The 16,457-nt window shown below is 39.4% G+C and carries 19 protein-coding genes; 13 read left to right on the top strand and 6 right to left on the bottom strand.

Annotated features, from left to right (window positions below):
• Positions 1-48: 48 nt before the first annotated feature.
• Positions 49-3,813: a DUF3857 domain-containing protein gene (locus DC498_RS16140; protein ID WP_116875217.1), complete on the bottom strand. Its 3,765-nt coding sequence runs from the start codon at positions 3,811-3,813 to the stop codon at positions 49-51.
• Positions 3,814-3,841: 28 nt separating this feature from the next.
• The gene (locus DC498_RS16145; RefSeq protein WP_116875278.1) at positions 3,842-4,465 is read right to left on the bottom strand and encodes a DUF502 domain-containing protein; all 624 of its coding nucleotides are present in this window, start codon (positions 4,463-4,465) and stop codon (positions 3,842-3,844) included.
• Between the two features lie 125 nt (positions 4,466-4,590).
• On the opposite strand from DC498_RS16145, the gene DC498_RS16150 reads away from it, so the two are divergent.
• From DC498_RS16150 to DC498_RS16190, 10 genes are all read left to right on the top strand, one after another.
• Positions 4,591-5,142 carry an RNA polymerase sigma factor gene (locus DC498_RS16150; protein WP_116875218.1) on the top strand — a complete coding sequence of 184 codons (552 nt, stop codon included), beginning with the start codon at positions 4,591-4,593 and terminating at the stop codon, positions 5,140-5,142.
• Between the two features lies 1 nt (position 5,143).
• The gene (locus DC498_RS16155) at positions 5,144-5,476 is read left to right on the top strand and encodes a hypothetical protein (RefSeq protein WP_116875219.1); all 333 of its coding nucleotides are present in this window, start codon (positions 5,144-5,146) and stop codon (positions 5,474-5,476) included.
• A gap of 197 nt (positions 5,477-5,673) precedes the next feature.
• Positions 5,674-5,982 carry a hypothetical protein gene (locus DC498_RS16160; RefSeq protein ID WP_116875220.1) on the top strand — a complete coding sequence of 103 codons (309 nt, stop codon included), beginning with the start codon at positions 5,674-5,676 and terminating at the stop codon, positions 5,980-5,982.
• A complete protein-coding gene (locus DC498_RS26205; protein ID WP_165813864.1) occupies positions 5,982-6,158 on the top strand; it encodes a hypothetical protein in 177 nt (58 codons plus the stop codon). Before DC498_RS16160 ends, DC498_RS26205 begins: the two co-directional genes overlap by 1 nt.
• 37 nt (positions 6,159-6,195) lie before the next feature.
• Positions 6,196-6,621 carry an Hsp20/alpha crystallin family protein gene (locus DC498_RS16165; RefSeq protein ID WP_116875221.1) on the top strand — a complete coding sequence of 142 codons (426 nt, stop codon included), beginning with the start codon at positions 6,196-6,198 and terminating at the stop codon, positions 6,619-6,621.
• An 81-nt stretch (positions 6,622-6,702) separates the two neighbouring features.
• Positions 6,703-7,110, top strand: coding sequence for a DUF3052 family protein (locus tag DC498_RS16170; protein WP_116875222.1), 408 nt, complete (start codon positions 6,703-6,705; stop codon positions 7,108-7,110).
• Between the two features lie 34 nt (positions 7,111-7,144).
• The gene (locus tag DC498_RS16175) at positions 7,145-7,966 is read left to right on the top strand and encodes an HAD family hydrolase (protein ID WP_116875223.1); all 822 of its coding nucleotides are present in this window, start codon (positions 7,145-7,147) and stop codon (positions 7,964-7,966) included.
• A gap of 91 nt (positions 7,967-8,057) precedes the next feature.
• Positions 8,058-8,846 carry a HipA family kinase gene (locus tag DC498_RS16180; RefSeq protein WP_116875279.1) on the top strand — a complete coding sequence of 263 codons (789 nt, stop codon included), beginning with the start codon at positions 8,058-8,060 and terminating at the stop codon, positions 8,844-8,846.
• Positions 8,824-9,207: a DUF3037 domain-containing protein gene (locus DC498_RS16185; RefSeq protein WP_116875224.1), complete on the top strand. Its 384-nt coding sequence runs from the start codon at positions 8,824-8,826 to the stop codon at positions 9,205-9,207. Before DC498_RS16180 ends, DC498_RS16185 begins: the two co-directional genes overlap by 23 nt.
• A 22-nt stretch (positions 9,208-9,229) precedes the next feature.
• On the top strand, positions 9,230-10,168 hold the full coding sequence (locus tag DC498_RS16190; RefSeq protein ID WP_116875225.1) for a sugar phosphate isomerase/epimerase family protein: 939 nt from the start codon (positions 9,230-9,232) through the stop codon (positions 10,166-10,168).
• Positions 10,169-10,257: 89 nt separating this feature from the next.
• Here DC498_RS16190 and DC498_RS16195 read toward each other — a convergent pair whose 3' ends face one another.
• The 3 genes from DC498_RS16195 to DC498_RS16205 all read right to left on the bottom strand — a co-directional run bounded on the left by DC498_RS16195 (position 10,258) and on the right by DC498_RS16205 (position 14,113).
• The gene (locus DC498_RS16195) at positions 10,258-12,165 is read right to left on the bottom strand and encodes an AAA domain-containing protein (protein ID WP_116875226.1); all 1,908 of its coding nucleotides are present in this window, start codon (positions 12,163-12,165) and stop codon (positions 10,258-10,260) included.
• An 83-nt stretch (positions 12,166-12,248) separates the two neighbouring features.
• Positions 12,249-12,473: a hypothetical protein gene (locus tag DC498_RS16200; RefSeq protein ID WP_206197646.1), complete on the bottom strand. Its 225-nt coding sequence runs from the start codon at positions 12,471-12,473 to the stop codon at positions 12,249-12,251.
• A 146-nt stretch (positions 12,474-12,619) separates the two neighbouring features.
• On the bottom strand, positions 12,620-14,113 hold the full coding sequence (locus DC498_RS16205) for a T9SS type A sorting domain-containing protein (protein ID WP_165813865.1): 1,494 nt from the start codon (positions 14,111-14,113) through the stop codon (positions 12,620-12,622).
• 424 nt (positions 14,114-14,537) lie between these two features.
• On the opposite strand from DC498_RS16205, the gene DC498_RS16210 reads away from it, so the two are divergent.
• The 3 genes from DC498_RS16210 (at position 14,538) to DC498_RS16220 (ending at position 15,602) form a co-directional block, all read left to right on the top strand.
• Positions 14,538-14,843, top strand: coding sequence for a DUF4286 family protein (locus tag DC498_RS16210; protein ID WP_116875228.1), 306 nt, complete (start codon positions 14,538-14,540; stop codon positions 14,841-14,843).
• A gap of 286 nt (positions 14,844-15,129) precedes the next feature.
• Positions 15,130-15,399 (top strand): HU family DNA-binding protein, encoded by a 270-nt coding sequence (locus DC498_RS16215; protein ID WP_116875229.1) that lies wholly within the window; start codon positions 15,130-15,132, stop codon positions 15,397-15,399.
• Positions 15,400-15,494: 95 nt separating this feature from the next.
• The gene (locus DC498_RS16220) at positions 15,495-15,602 is read left to right on the top strand and encodes a 30S ribosomal protein THX (RefSeq protein WP_116875230.1); all 108 of its coding nucleotides are present in this window, start codon (positions 15,495-15,497) and stop codon (positions 15,600-15,602) included.
• Positions 15,603-15,737: 135 nt separating this feature from the next.
• Here the strand turns inward: DC498_RS16220 and pdxH are convergent, their stop codons facing one another.
• Entirely contained in the window at positions 15,738-16,385 is a 648-nt protein-coding gene (gene pdxH, locus DC498_RS16225; protein WP_116875231.1) for a pyridoxamine 5'-phosphate oxidase, read from the bottom strand.
• Positions 16,386-16,457 lie beyond the last annotated feature (72 nt).

Genomic DNA, 16,457 nt, shown 5'->3' on the forward strand with positions numbered 1-16,457 from the left:
TAAGTTTATATGTCCCTGCTTTTAATATTTTCAGTTTCAAAATTTTTATCACTTACTCTTAAACGCTATATACCTCGCCTCAGCTTTCACTATCTTGTTTAAAAAGTCTTTCATTGCCGCATAGCCTTCCACAGGAATGGTAGTTTTTTTAATTGATGCCTTTCTCGTTACCACCAGCTTGTTTTCGCCTTTAAGCTGATACTGCAAACTATATATTCCGTTCACAAAACTTAATTTTTCGTCTTTCGGTATCTCATAAAACTTTGTTCCTGCGGGAGCAGTTATTTCAACAACCGTTTCATATTCATCCACATCTTCATACCTCCAGTATTCCACCGGGAATTTTCTTTCGCTGAGGGAAAAATTATCTACTGTAGCCACCGCATCTCCAAAAGGAATTTTTACCATTTTAATATCGCCCAACTCAGCAACCTCATTTTGAACATTATACTCGCAGGCATATCTTATCGAATCAGATTGTTCATTCAATCCCTTGAAAGAAATAGCAGTTACTTTTACCGGGTTTTTGAAACTGCCACTTATATTACCTTCCATTTCTTCCATCTGCTTCTGGTTAGAAAGCGTGGCAAACTGATTCCTTAGCGAAGAGGTTAAAGCGCCGGTTTTAACAATGTCTGTTTTTACTTTTAAATCGTTGTCATCTATAACAGAGAGGTAAATCTTACGGCTTGTCTTTTCCTTTGTTCTGTTAACTGCGTTAATAAATTCAATTTTTGATGATACAGTGTCTTTTGCATTTGCCGGTATTACAAGAGATGCCGCCTCATATAAGCTTGTTGGCAGGCTTCCAAAAGGAAGGTTATTGTCTGTAAGCTCAATATAATAGGGTTTACCATCAAGCAAGGCTTTTACAATGCAGTGATTAAATTCCACAGATGGTAATACCATACTGTTCTGGCCATAATCTCTTGTATTTACCAATACCAGGTTGGCTTTAATATTTGCCAGCTTTGCCAGCGAAACGAACAGCGCAGACAGGTCTTTACAATCACCCAGACTTGTATTTATTGTTACTGAAGGCTTTTGGGGCACATAAGCACTTTGCCTGAAAGCAACAGAGCTGTATCGGATATTTTTTTCTATATAATTATAAATGGCTATCGCTATATTTTTTTGAGATAATGAAGCAGTTCCTTTAGGAAAGAGCTCATTGAATACTCTTCTTACTTCAAAATCATCGTCTGTTTTAACGGCAGAAAGATCGCTGTACCATGTAGCAATATCATTCCAGGAATTGATGGTTGATACACTTATTGAAGCGCCAACATCCTGCAACGATGGCATATAGGGTTCGCCCTTGAACGCATCAAGGTTTTCTTTTTGCCAGGTATACAGCTTAAAATCATCGTAGCTGCTTACTTTAGGTTCAAGCTTCATATTCAAAGCAGCATGATTGAATTTTACGTTATTGGCTACAAGCAGGTTAAATCTTGCCAGTTTTTCAGGAACAAAAGCATTGAATATAAATTTGTTCCAGTATTCTTTTCCAAGCCTTCCCTGCGCATAATTCTGTATTTTATATTTGATCACTATTGCGTCGCCTGCATCAAGTCCGGTAAACACTAATTGATTCCCATTCTTCTCAGCAGGTGTTTTAACACCGTTCTTTTTTACTGTTTCCGCTTTTTCTATAAAAAGGTCAGATGAATTTGAGTTATACGATATACTAGTTTCCTTCCAGTTGTCAATACCTTTTTGCGTAACCACCTGGATGGCCAGAGTGTAATATTCTTCGGATGCACCTTCAGGATAAATAACCGCAGACTTTTCATCGAGCAGGTAATAATAATCATAATCTACTATGCTGTTATCGGCCTTTTTTACCAGCTCATATACATCTGTTTCAGGAAATGCTTTCCACACCGAGGACTTCTTTTGTAATTCTCTTAGCCTTTCTCTTGCTGAGTATTTGTTAGCTTCATAATAGATTGCTTTCTTGTATGCATCTATCGCTTCCTGCTGAATATCCTGGTGTTGCAGTTCGGTTCCCAGATTTTCCCAATAAGTGGCAACATAGGGTGCCAGGGTTAAAGCCTGCCGTCCGAATTCAGTTGCTTTTTTATAATTCTGCTGGTCAAAATAAAAGCTTGAAACATCTGTGATCAAATCCGGATCGTACGGAAAATTATCTGAGAGAGATTTAAGTATCTGCAATTCCTTATCTGCCTTGCCCTGCTTATTATATGCCTTTGCCAATGCTTTAAGCACCTGGAAATTGAAGTTTGATTTCAGGTATTTTTCATAAATGCCCAACGCGCCGGGAACATCTTTATACGCCTGCATCTTTACATTAAACATCATCTCCAGCACACCTGTATTCTCAGGATTTGCTTTATACGCGTCTTCAATTGTCTTTATCAGCACATCCATTTTATTCTGGGCACCATATAGCTTGATCTTTGTATCAAACATATCGTCATCATTGCCAAACAGGGTGGCATACTTTGTTAAGGCCTCCTCAGTTTCATCATACTTTTCAGTTTCCAGTAATTTTTGAATATTAAGCTTGTATACTATCGGGCATTCGGGATCTTTTTCCTTCATCCGTTCGGTTTCCTGCAGTAATAATGTTCTGTTATTATCTTTAATATGGCAAAGCATAAGCTCTACCCGTAAAAGAGAATTATCAGGGAATTTTTCAAGAATATCTTCAATCAAAGCTCTTGCTTCCGCTGTTTTCTTATCCCGTAAATAAGTTTCCGCTAATAATATATAGTTGACAATATTATCCGGTTGCTGCTTTATTTTTTGTTCAAAATAAATTTCTGCAAAATGCCTTAACGAAGGCTCAGCCTGTTTTTGAGTATTGCCCTTAGTATATTGCTGTAAAGCGGGAGTATATGTTAACCCGGGTATAGAATTATAGTTATCATCAGTAAATCTTACAATAAAATTTGGAGAAGTGGTATTGCTGTAAGCAAGCTGAACCAAAATGCGGTTATATCCTTTTTTCAGCTGTACATGGTTTTTATAATAATCCAGCTCAGTAACAAGGTCTAGTTTTTCCGCAATGATCTGCTCATCATTTACCCATACCTTCATCGCACCTGCGCCGCCTGCATTCAATAGCACTTTCATATCAGCCGGTGCATTCACAAAATTTTGTGCATATACCACAGCGGTGTTATAACGAATATGCGCATGGGGGAAAGTCCAGCCATCCATATTCATTGCAGCAGGAGTAAACCAGGATATATCAGCTCCGCCAGCTGATTTAAAAACAGCATTGGCTTCCGGATGCTGTAATGGTCCAAAATCTTTATAATAACCACTTCCTGATAAATTGTCGAAGGGACCAGCTAATTGCCAAAGCGGCCCGACAGAGCCCATTTTTTCAGTTTCTTTTCTTGCTTTTGCAATATTGTTTGAGGCCTGCAGATGCCATGAGTTTACATAGTATGCTGCCGACTTTAATGAACCGTTGCAATTCCTGTCGCTTAAAATCTTCTCCAGGAGGTCAAGCTGTATGGCATTTTTCTTTCCATAACCTCCCAATACAGGATCATTAAACCAAAGTGCAAACAAATATGGATTAGGGTCTTTGAGCTTTTTGTAAACTTTTTCAATAAACTCATTTGGCGCGCTGCCCCTGCCCTCAAAGTTGGAAAGATAGATATAAGTGATATAAGCATCTACAGCGGTAGCCGGATCTTTAAATGCCTTCTCTAATAACGCAAGCGCAGTTTTCCTGTCATTTTTATGCAATGCTTTCCACGCTTCTTCATAATCGTTAGCGGTTGTGGCAATAGTAATGGTTATGCAAAAAAACAGTAAGAGTATCCTGGTTAACATGGGTGTAAGGGTTTATTGTAAAATAGCTTTAATCGCCTTTTGTATGCGTATCTTCCTCTAAGTTGGTCACTCCACCTGATATGGCAAATTTCATAGCATCACCGGAACTTATATCAGTTATCAACCTCACCCTTTCTTTCTTTACAAAATATAAATGCCCTGCAAAAGCATAGGATTGAGGTACGTATACAGATACATATTCATTCAATCCGAATTCAGCAACTTCTTCCTGTGTTACAAATCCAATTCGCCATATATCTGTTGATTCAATAGCAACAAGCACTGCCTTGTCAAACTTTCTTTTATTGCCCGCAAAAGCTTCAAAAAAATCTTTTACGGTGGTGTAAATTATTTTTATGCCCGGCGTTTTCTGCAAAATGCTGTCAAACAACTCCACTAATTTGCCTACCACAAACGATGAAGACAAATAACCTACCAGCAAAATAATAAGGATCGCCACCACAAACCCCATTCCCCGCAGGTAATAAGCCGAGGTTTCGGGAAATATTTTCTCCACTATATCAGGCAATATCCTGTCAACAAAATTAAATAACGATGTTAATGCCCATATTGTTATAACAATCGGAGCCAGAATGATCAATCCCTGTAAAAAATACTGTAACAGGCTTTTAAGCCAGTTTTTTTGTGCCATATTATAGCTTTGATACACAAATGTATAGACTGACAGGTAAATATCTTTAATATATACAAACAGATCATTTAAAGTAATTTGTGTTGTTATCCGTCTACCTGCATATACATACGGGTTTACACGTAATGAGCAATACAAAGCAGCATACAATAGTATCGGTAGTAAGAGATTATGGCGCAAGGCTGTTTAATTTTATCCGCGGCAGGGTGAATACAGATGAAGATGCTGAAGATATACTCCAGGATGTTTGGTATCAAATGAGCAATATGGTAAATATTGATGAGGTGGAAAGTATAAGCGGCTGGCTGTACCGGGTTGCACGGAACAGGCTTACAGATAAATACAGGAAAAAGAAAGATCTTTTGCTGGAAGATGCTTTGCCGGACAACAGCGAAGACGACCTGCGGGTGATAGATATACTCACAACAGAAGATGACAGCCCGGAATTAAAACAATTCAAATCTTTTTTTTGGGAAGAGTTGATGGCGGCACTGGATGAGCTGCCTGAAAACCAGCGGCAGGTATTTGTATGGAACGAACTGGAAGATATGACCCTGCAGGAAATTGCCGATAAAACCGGTGAAAAGTTAAAAACCATTATCAGCAGAAAAGGGTATGCGGTAAAACATTTGCGCAACCGGCTGGCTGATTTATATAATGAATTAAATATACTGTAATATGAGCAGCAATAACAGCGCATTCAGGAGAAGGCGCCCACCTTTTTTTCCTGTTATGATAATCGGGCTTTTTGCAATGTCGGGAGTGGTGATGTGGTTATGGAATGCCATATTACCCGACCTGGTACATGTAAATAATATTACTTACTGGAAGGCAATGGGCTTACTGGTATTATGCCGCATACTTTTTGGCGGATTTAAATTTGGACCACCCCGCAATAATGTTCCATTTGGAGGGCCAGGCCGCTGGCGGGAAAAATGGATGAATATGAGCGAAGAAGAAAAAGCAAAATTTAAAGAACAGTGGCGGGAGCGGTGCGGAAGAAGAGGATAGTGTTTGTGGTTTGTAGTTTGTGGTTTAGCGTTATATGTTCCAGGTTTATAGAGACAAGGCATGCCTTGTCTTTTATATTCTGCATCCTTTGTCTTTCTCCCTTTATCTTTCTTCCTCCTGCTTTCTTCTCTTTAAAGTAAAAATGAAAGTCATCCGTCTGCATAGTAAAGCATTTGCAAACAATAAAAATTTATACAATGAACAGAAGTATTGTAAAACCAATAGTGGTTGGTGTATTAATTGGCACGGCGCTGTTTTTTATTCCATTTTTTGTACTTAGGGTGATAGCATTCTTTCTTATTGCAGGCCTGGTTTTCCGCCTGTTTGCAGGAAGGCGAAGAAGGTTCGGCAGGAATTTCAGCGAAGAGCGTTTTGTGTTTGTTGACCACATCCGCAATATGAGCGATGAAGAATACCAGGCATTCAAATCAAATCCCCGTGGTGCATTTGGATGTGGCGGATTTAACAGGAATCAACATTCATCAACCAATCAAAATCCTCAATAATGAGCTACAGGAACAGATTTTTAACAGGCCTGGCTGCTGCAGCCATTACGTTCGCAAGCCTGATGGCATTTGTGGGGCCAAAACGTTTTGCAGATTACAAAAAACATCGTCCTGGCTATGAAAGACATTGTGGCGAAAAAGAACAAATACGGGAAGAAATGAAAAGAAGTGAATAAACAAATATTTTATTATTAACAAAAACAGGAAAGTAAAATGTATACAAACCAATTTACAGGTTTCGGTCCGCAATTGCGCAGACTGAAAAAGGAGTTCCATGGACATCACCCGTTTTTCAAAGAATTCCGCAGGCCAAAATATAATGTACCGATCAATATTATCGAAAACGAAAATGAGTTTGAAGTACATGTTTTTGCCAGTGGTTTTACCAGGGATGATATTAAGATCACGGTTGCCAATGACGTACTTCTCATCAGTGGGGCAAAAACGTTACCAGAGGATTATAAACCTAATTTCAGCAGGCAGGAATTTCCCATCAAAAGCTTTGAACGTTCACTAGCATTGAATAATAAAGTAGATGCAGCATCAATAGCGGCCAGGCATGAAAACGGCGTATTGATCATTACACTGCCTAAAAATGAAGAAGCAAAAACGCAGGAGAAAGTGATTGAGGTGATGTGATGCCTTAGTAATAATAAACACCAGTGTAAAGCTGGTGTTTATTTCATCAACAGCGTATATTAGTATTCACAAAGCAATACTATGCCGGCCGGTTATTCAAAAACTCCCCTTGCAAAAAAGCTGGGTATAAAAGAGGGAAATACCATACGTATCATCAATGCACCGGATTACTATGCTGCCTTATTTTCTGATTTTCCTGAAAAAGTAACCATCACAACAGATAAAAAAGGGAAAAAGGATTGTATTCATTTCTTCGCAAAGCGTGCAAAAGATTTACAGGAAAATATACTTCGGCTCCGCGGTGAAATTTTTCCTGATGGTATGATATGGGTTTCATGGCCTAAAAAAGCGTCAAAAGTTGAAACAGATATTACAGAAGATGTTATAAGAGCTTTAGCTCTGGATAATGGATTGGTTGATATTAAAGTATGTGCAGTTGATGAAATTTGGTCTGGATTAAAGCTGGTAATACCTCTGAAAGGCAGATGAACCTTACCTTCGCGTCGCAACAAACCAACAATTGATGAACCTGTCTGGAGTTAAGCTTATTGCCACGGATATGGATGGCACATTACTCAATTCAAAAAAACAGCTCAGCGAATCCTTCTATAGCATATTTGATAAATTAAAAGCGAAAGGCATTTTGTTTGCTGCAGCCAGCGGCAGGCAATTATATAATTTGCAAAATGAATTTTTGCCTGTAAAAAACGATATGATATTTATAGGCGAGAATGGAAGCTTTGTAACATACAAAGATAAAGAACTGCTGGTGCAACCGCTCGATAAAGCCATTGTTCCGGAGCTTATCCGTATTGCCAGAACCATACCTGACGCCTACACAATATTATGCGGTAAAAAGCAGGCATATATTGAGGATACGAATGAAGATTTTATGAGGAACGTGGAAATGTATTATGACAGGCGTACTTCCGTTGATGATTTATTAAAGGTAACAGATGACGAAATTCTGAAAATCGCTATCTGCGATTTTGGCGGCTCTGAGCAGAACAGCTATATTTTTTATAAACAGTTTGAAGGTGAGTTACAGGTAAAGGTTTCCGGTAATATATGGCTTGACATTTCAGATAAGATGGCAGATAAAGGGCGGGCGATCAAAGCCTTGCAAAAACGATTTAATATTGGCTTTGATGAAACAATGGTATTTGGTGATTACATGAATGATCTTGAAATGATGAAAGAAGCTTATTTCAGCTATGCGGTAGAAAATGCACACCCGGAAATAAAAGAAGCCGCACGGTTTATTACAACATCTAATGATGAGGATGGAGTGGTAAAAGTATTGGAAGAGCTATTAAATGCTTTGCTTCACCAAACAAAAAAATAGATACACTCTTTTTAAAGCGAATAAATTATCAGAATTAAAACCGGTTTCAAAAACTTCCCTTAATTTTCATGCTGGTTTTGAAATTCCCGCAATGAGCAGACAAAACAGCATACGAACAGTAAATGTTACCCGCTATGTAACTCCTTTACGCGAAGGCGGTTCTTTGCCCGCTATTGCGGAAGCTGATGATGGCTTTTTATATGTGCTCAAATTCAGGGGAGCGGGTCAGGGACCAAAATCACTGATTGCAGATTTAATTGGTGGAGAAATTGCCAGGGCGCTCGGGTTGAAAGTGCCTGAAATTGTTTTTGCAAACCTTGATGAAGCCTTTGGACGCACAGAGCCCGATGAAGAAATACAGGATCTGCTGAAAGCAAGCACAGGACTAAATTTAGCGCTGCATTATTTATCCGGCGCCATTACATTTGATCCGGCGGCAAATAAAGCAGCACCGGCACTTGCATCACAGATTGTTTGGCTTGATGCGCTTTTAACCAATGTAGACAGAACAGCAAGGAATACCAATATGCTGATATGGCATAAAGAATTGTGGCTGATTGATCACGGTGCATCATTATACTTTCATCACTCCTGGCAAAATTGGGAAGAGCAGGCAAAAAAACCATTTGTACAAATTAAAGATCATGTATTGCTGCGTTGGGCAAATGATATTGATAAAGCAGATGAAGCATCCAGGAAAATACTTACACCGGAGCGCATTAAAGATATTGTATCGTTGGTGCCGGATGCCTGGCTTGTACACGACAATGAAACAGCCGAAGCGCAACGAAAAGTATATATTGAATTTTTGAATACACGCATTAACTCATCTCATATTTTCGTAAAAGAAGCACAGCATGCAAGACAACAGGTTATTTGAATACGCAGTGATCCGTGTTGTGCCGCGGGTAGACAGGGAGGAGTTCCTGAACGTGGGGGTCATCCTCTATTCGAGAGATCATAAATTTCTTCAGGCAATATATACGATTGATGAAAAAAGACTACAAGCTTTTTCCCATGAGCTTGATATTGAGCTTGTAAAAAATCATATATGTGCTTTTGAAAAAATCTGTGCTGCTGATGTTGATGGCGGGCCTATTGCATTACTTGATATGGCATCAAGATTTCGTTGGCTCACTGCAACAAGAAGCACTATAGTGCAAACCTCTAAAGTGCACCCGGGATTAACCAAAGACCCGCAGAAAACTTTGATCAAACTGCATAATGAATTAGTACTCTGAATTAGTTAAATAATAATCAGCCATGCTTAACAGACGCGATTTACTGAAGTATACAGGCATTACAGCCATCGGCGCCGTTTTACCGGGATTTTCCATACATGCTCAAACGAATAAAACCGGAGCAGGCCCATTCAGGTATTGCCTTAATACCAGCACTATTATGGGACAAAAACCCGGCTTGCTTAAAATGCTTGATATTGCTGCTGCCGCAGGCTATGATGGCGTGGAACTCTGGATAAATGATATCAGGGAATGTCTTAAAACTAATTCAGTAGATTCACTGGCAAAGTATATCAAAAATAAAAATCTCTCTTTTGAAAATGCCATCAGCTTTACCACATGGATGGTTAATGATGATATTAAGCGCAACGCAGGGCTGAAGGAACTGGAAGACGAAATGAAATTATTAGCTGCATTGGGTTGCAGGCGTGTTGCCGCTCCTCCTTCCGGAGTAAATAAAGGAGATGTGATTGATTTTCAAAAAGCGGGTAGCTATTACCGTGAGATACTGGAACTGGGAAGAAAATATGGCGTGATGCCACAGCTTGAGTTTTGGGGAGCTTCTGGCACGCTGTACAATTTAGGGCAGGCATTAGCTATAGCCGCGGCTGCCAATGATCCAGACGCCAGGGTACTGCCGGATGTGTATCATCTTTTCAGAGGAGGATCAGGTTTTAACGGATTGAAGCTTGTAAATGGAAGCGTTATAGAAATTATTCATATCAATGATTACCCGGCCTCCAAACCAGTGAATGAGCAAACAGATGCTGACCGTGTATACCCGGGAGATGGCGCAGCTCCGATGAAACAGATTCTTACCATTCTTAAAGAAATAGGTGGAACAAAAGTGCTCTCATTAGAGCTGTTCAATAAAACATACTGGCAGCAGGACGCATTACTGGTTGCCAAAACAGGTTTGGATAAGGTGAAGAAAGTGGTGAGGGAGGTGGTAAGTGAATAGCAGCAAAGCAGTTCGTTATCCCTATTTTAGAAGAATCTGGTTTAATGCCTGCAAGAAGTAGTAAAATTGGAATAGTACCATCCCATCAATCACTCATCCATAAACTCCCATGCGCTCTGGTATGCATTGTGCTTCTCCGTGTACGCAATAAAATTTACATAAAATGGGAACTGGCTGAGTGTAGCGCTGTCTCCAATCACTACCAGCTTTTTTCTTGCTCTTGTCATAGCAACATTCATGCGGCGGATATCAGAAAGAAACCCGATTTTACTGTCCGCATTACTGCGCGTCATGCTGATGTAAATAATATCCCGCTCCTGCCCTTGAAAACTATCAATGGTGTTGACCGTAATTTTATTTGCATAATCTTTAAGATGAGCTGCATGCTGCATTTGTTCCTGCAATAATACAATCTGCTGGCGATAAGGCGATATTACGCCGATCGTTGGAAAATTTTCTAAAGTATAGTACTGTGCAAGCGCATTCACCAGTTGCGAAAGATGCCTGAATAAAAACGCGGCTTCTTCGGGGTTGGATATACTTGTACCTTCTGTTTTTTCTTCAAAGCCGCAACCGGCAGTATCAATAAAGTGCAGAGGCTCTTCGGCATCGGAGAGCAAATGCCTTGCAACAGAATGATGCGCTTTCAGCCTGCTTTCATAAAATACATCGGAAGAATAACCCATAATGATCTCATGCATACGGTATTGCTCTCCCAGCAGGCTAATGGCTTCCGGGTGCAGCGCAACAACTTTTTCCAGTAATGTAGTTGCCAGTCCTGCTCTTGCGGCGGCTTCTGATTTTATTGTTGGCGGTAACTGGCAATGATCGCCGGCAAGTATTACTTTTTTTGTTTTTAAAATGGGTATCCAGCAGGCGGGCTCCAGCGCCTGCCCGGCTTCATCAATCACTGCAATATCATAGGTAAGATTACGAACCGTATAATGATTTGCGCCAACCAGTGTAGCGGTAATTACCTGCGCCCTGGCCAACAGATCATTCATGATATACTGCTCTGTTTTGTCAACCTCCTTCATTATTTTATGCGCTTCATCAAACAATGCTTTCCGCTGTTCTCTTTCTGCTTTGCCAAAGTTCCGCTTGTACTTGTGCGCCATGTTCATGAATTCACTTGCCTGCTTCTTCATTTTCTTAATATCTTTCATGCCGCTGTGCTGCATCATCTTACTGTCGAGCGTAAGCAACATCAACGATTCTGAAACTCTCGCCGGGTTTCCTATGCGCAATACATTCAAATTTTCAGCCGATAATTTTTCACTTAATAAATCAACAGCGGCATTGCTTGGCGCAACCACCAGTATTTTTTTGTATCCCTTTTGTGTCAGCGCTTTAATAGCCTGTACCAATGTAGTGGTTTTGCCCGTGCCCGGAGGGCCATGTACTATTGTCAGTTCATTAGCTTCGAGTATTTTATTAACTGCATCTTGTTGCGACGTATTTAGTTTATCACTTTTATATGAAATATCCGGAGTATTGAAAGATGGTTTCTTTTCACCGGTTAATATTTTAATAAGCGTATTCTCTTTTTCATTTGCTGAAATGGAAATAGCATTTTTAAGCGCATACTGCATTTCATCATAGCTGTTATCATCAAACAACAGGTCAATACCAAGCTTACCATCGCGGCTCCAGTCTGGCAGTTCATCGGTGCGTAAAGTAATTTTTAAGCGATTTCCGGATTGATGGCTTATAACGCCTTCCACCCTGTATTCTTTAGGAGAATGATTAGAGAATAAAGCCGCTGCTGATCCAAACCGCAGCTGGTGCGGAATATCATGATTGGTTGTCCGTTCAACTTCAACCACCAGATAGTCGCCTCTGCTCATTTCAGTATCCCTTATAGCAATTGGATACCAGCTTATACCATTCGCTCTTCTATCCTGTATGGATGAACGTTCAATTAACTCCCTGTAAGCATTTTCGTCTTCCTGCCGTTCCGTTTTTAATAGTTCCAACAGCTTCTTAAAATAATCCATCAGGCAAAGGTAAACAGGAATTAAGGATTGGAGAAAGATGGACTATAAACGAACATAATATAAAATAGTTGCCGCAGCCCGTTCTAATCTGGCAGTGCTTCGGCATAATAACCATATTCATTTAACAGGCCGACTATATTTTCATTAACGATTTGCAAGCGACTGCTTTCTATTCTCAGAATATTGTCGCAATCGTGCAAATCAAAATTAGCAATATATGCCGGAAAGCGCAGACGAATGGCCTGCAGCAGCAATATGCTCTGCCTGCTATCAGCAACATTAGTTTTAAATACTTCAATTATTTTCATACTGATGTTTTTTACAAAAAAAATACAGCAGCATGACAACCCTATGGCAGTTCGAAACAGCCTGTAAATATTTTTTCGGCATAAAAGCTAAGAGCCACGATAAATCGTGGCTCTGCCTGCATTATTCTTAAAAAGCAAAGATTTAGCTATTGTATAATTATTTTACCTGTAGATATCTGGGCGTCGTTTGTAGTTACAGAAACGAAATATATTCCTTTTGCCTGTATGTTTTCAGTTGTGATTTTTACAGGGGTGCCGGCAGTTATATTACCTGCAGACTGCCTTTTAACAATCCTTCCGCTCAAATCAGCAATAATTATTTCCGCTTTGCCGGTTGTTTTATTTACCGCTATTGAAAAGTAATTATTGGTTACTACTGTTGGGTAAATATTAACCGCCTGCTGCGATAAAACTTTTAAACGTACTGACACAATTTTTGAATAAGTAACCACACCGGTAAGGTCGGTTATTTTAAGCCGGTAGTAATTTATGCCGCTAACAGGATGCTTATCAGTATAACTATATGTTGTGGTATTAACTGATCCTGTTATTTGCTGTACTGGCGAGAAAGTATTGCCGTCTGCACTTCTTTCTACTTCAAAAACATCAGGATTGCTTCCATTCGCTATAACCCAGCTTAATTCAACTGTATTATTTTTTTCAATCGCGGTAAAAGCTTCAAGCGAAACCGGCAGAAGCGATAATGTTTGAAGTGTAAAGCTCACCCGGTTATCTCCTGAATTTTCATAATACTCTAATACCATATTATAAGAGCCATTGAGTGAAATTGATGCTGTAGTAGTAGCATAAGACTGTAAAACCCATCTATCAATAAACCAAGTAGCGCCACCATCAAGGCTTAGCCTGTACCCGTCATCGCCACCTACTGTAAACATATAGGTACCTGCCGCAAAAGTTTTTGTTAATCTATAACGGGCACTGTAAGTTTCAGTTTGAACACCACAACCGCTTGTTGCATAAGTAGTGTTGCTACCGCCAAAGCTCTCATCAAAATTTGGGTTTGAAGCAGAGCCTTCTGTTACACGACCCATATAGGTATCAAAATTTGTTCCGTCATATATATATCCATACCATACATTACTGCTGCCATACACCGTAGTATTCTCTGTGCCGTTACAAACCGCTGCCACTGAAAAAGAAACCCTGTTGGCTCCGCCATTTTCATAAAATTCCAACACCATATTATAGGTTCCGTTCAAGCTGACTGTGTAGGTTGTTGTAGCATAGCTCTGGTCAACCCACCTGTTAATAACCCAGGTAGTACCACCATCCAGACTTAACCTGTATCCATCATCTCCACCTGCCACAAAAGTGTATATACCACTTGCAAAAGTTTTGGAAAGCCTGTAGCGAACACTGAAAGTTTCTGTTTGCACGCTACATGACGTAGTATTATAAGTTACATTATCACCACCAAAACTTTGATCAAAATTGGGGCTTGAGGCGCTGCCCTGGTTTACATAACCCCTGTAATTAGTAAGATTTGAGTTGTCATATACATACCCGATCCACACATTGCCGGTACCGTAGGTGTTCTGGTTTCCTGTGGGCGTACACTGGCTATATACAACCAGTGCTGATACAATAACATTAAAAGAAAGAAGTAAAATTTTTTTCATAATATTTTGCTTTAAGAACTTCATGCTGATAAATAAACGAGACTTAATAAGTGTTATTGCTTATTATATTATCAGTGAAATATTTATTTTTATTGAGTGTTTTTATGAAAATTCATAAGCATATATTAAATAACAACATATATTATATTGATTATCAGAATAAATATTGTTTATATTGAATGGGGGATTATATTTCTTATAACCCAGGCAGGAAATTCATGATTCAACCCTTTTCGATCTTCCACCAGATATGTTCGATAAAAATTTATGACACTCAGTTGATATTCATCAACGGCATAAAGTATTCTGTACCGACCTACCTGATAAGGGTTACTGGTTTCATTTTATATATTGCTGTTTTTAAGCTTCAACTTTGATATATATCAATCCGGAAGTAAGTGATAAGTTTGTTTAAATCGAAAACATGGTAGTATATAACATCACTACAAAAGTTACCTGGCAAATTGCGGATGAATGGTTGAAGTGGCAGCAGGAAGAACATATTCCGGAAATGCTGGCAACATTATTATTTGCTGATTATAAAATTTTCAAATTACTTGAACAGGATGACGATGAAGGACCAACATTCACCATCCAGTTTTTTTTCAGCGACGCGGAAAAATACGAAGCGTATATACGATTACATTCAGCAAGGCTGCGTGAGAAAGCTATCACAAGATGGGGAAATCAAAGTATTTCATTCCGCACACTAATGCAGCTTGTTAACTAATTGTGGAAAATAGCTAAGCCGGGTAAACATTCAGCCAAAATATATTCTCCATTCTTTAAATGAAGTATGGCATTCATCATTCATCTGCTGAAACTCAATACAGCAGCGGATTTCATCGATTCGGTATTCTATTACCGAAAATCATCTTTTTTCATTAGCCGCATACAACCCTTGTCCACAGCGGGTTCGGCGGCATTGAGTCAAATATATGACGACAGAAAAATTTTGCCAGATATAAAAAGCATCTATATTTGCCCACCTAAATACATTTATAAAACGCTATATCATGAACAAAGCAGAATTAATCGCAAAGATCGCTGATGATGCCGGCATCACAAAAACCCAGGCTAATGATGCATTGGATTCTTTTACAGAAGCCGTTACCAAAACTTTGAAAGGTGGTGGTAAAGTAACATTGGTTGGTTTCGGAACTTTCTCAGTTTCTAAACGTGCTGCACGTAATGGCCGTAACCCTCAGACTGGCGCGGTTATTAAAATCAAAGCTAAAAAAGTTGCCCGCTTTAAAGCCGGCAAAGAATTATCTGCTAAATTATAACAGCATATTCAACTATTTAAAAGCAGGATGCACATCTTGTATCTTGCTTTTTTTATTTTTGCCATACTGTTTTAAATAATATTCAATTTACTATTATGGGTAGAGGAGATAAAAAAACTAAGAAAGGAAAAATCGCACAGGGTTCTTTTGGCAAAAGCAGACCAGCTAAGCCAAAGAAAGCCGCTGCAAAAAAATCCGCATAACAATTACAAAGATTGGTAAGGTTATGAATGACTGCGAAGTATATGCTTCGCAGTTTTTATTTTATGAATAGTATTTACACGGAGATCACTAATGCATTTCCTTTATCTCTTTACAGTGCTTTGCGTGAAAATGCTTTAAGGCGCCAGTCTTTCCATTTTCCATTCGTTATTTTCCTGCAGTGTATACTGTAACCTGTCGTGCAGGCGGCCTGGTCTTCCCTGCCAGAACTCTATAACAACCGGCCGCACAATATATCCTCCCCAATAATCAGGGCGTTCAATTTTTTTTCCTGCAAAGAGTGAAGCATTTTTTTGATACAGATCATCAAGCCATTTCCTGCTTTCAATTACATGGCTTTGCGGTGAAGTAACAGCACCAATCCTTGAACCTTCCGGCCGCGACTGAAAGTAGCTATCACTTTCAGGTGCAGGTACCTGCTGCACCAGTCCTGTTATGCGTATCTGGCGCTCTAATTCTTTCCAAAAAAACACAAGGCATGCCCTGGGATTATCAGCCAGTTGATGCCCTTTAAAGCTTTCATAATTGGTAAAAAAAGTAAAACCCTTTTCAGAAAAATCTTTTAGTAAAACAATCCTGGCGGATGGTATACCGTCAGCGGAAGCGGTGGCAAGTGTCATCGCGTTTACTTCCAGTATCTCAGATTCAATGGCTTCCTTCCACCATTTGCTGAACTGTTGTATAGGGTCGTACTCCGCATCTTCTTCAAGTAATTGCTTTTTCGCGTAATTGATGCGTATATCTGCAATAGATTTGTTTGCCATAGTTGATTGTTGAAAATAGTACACGGAATACGCGGCTGATACTGATTAATACGTATGTCTTCAGTAAATATT

The organism is Terrimonas sp., from assembly GCF_003075435.1.
Classification (GTDB): domain Bacteria; phylum Bacteroidota; class Bacteroidia; order Chitinophagales; family Chitinophagaceae; genus Agriterribacter.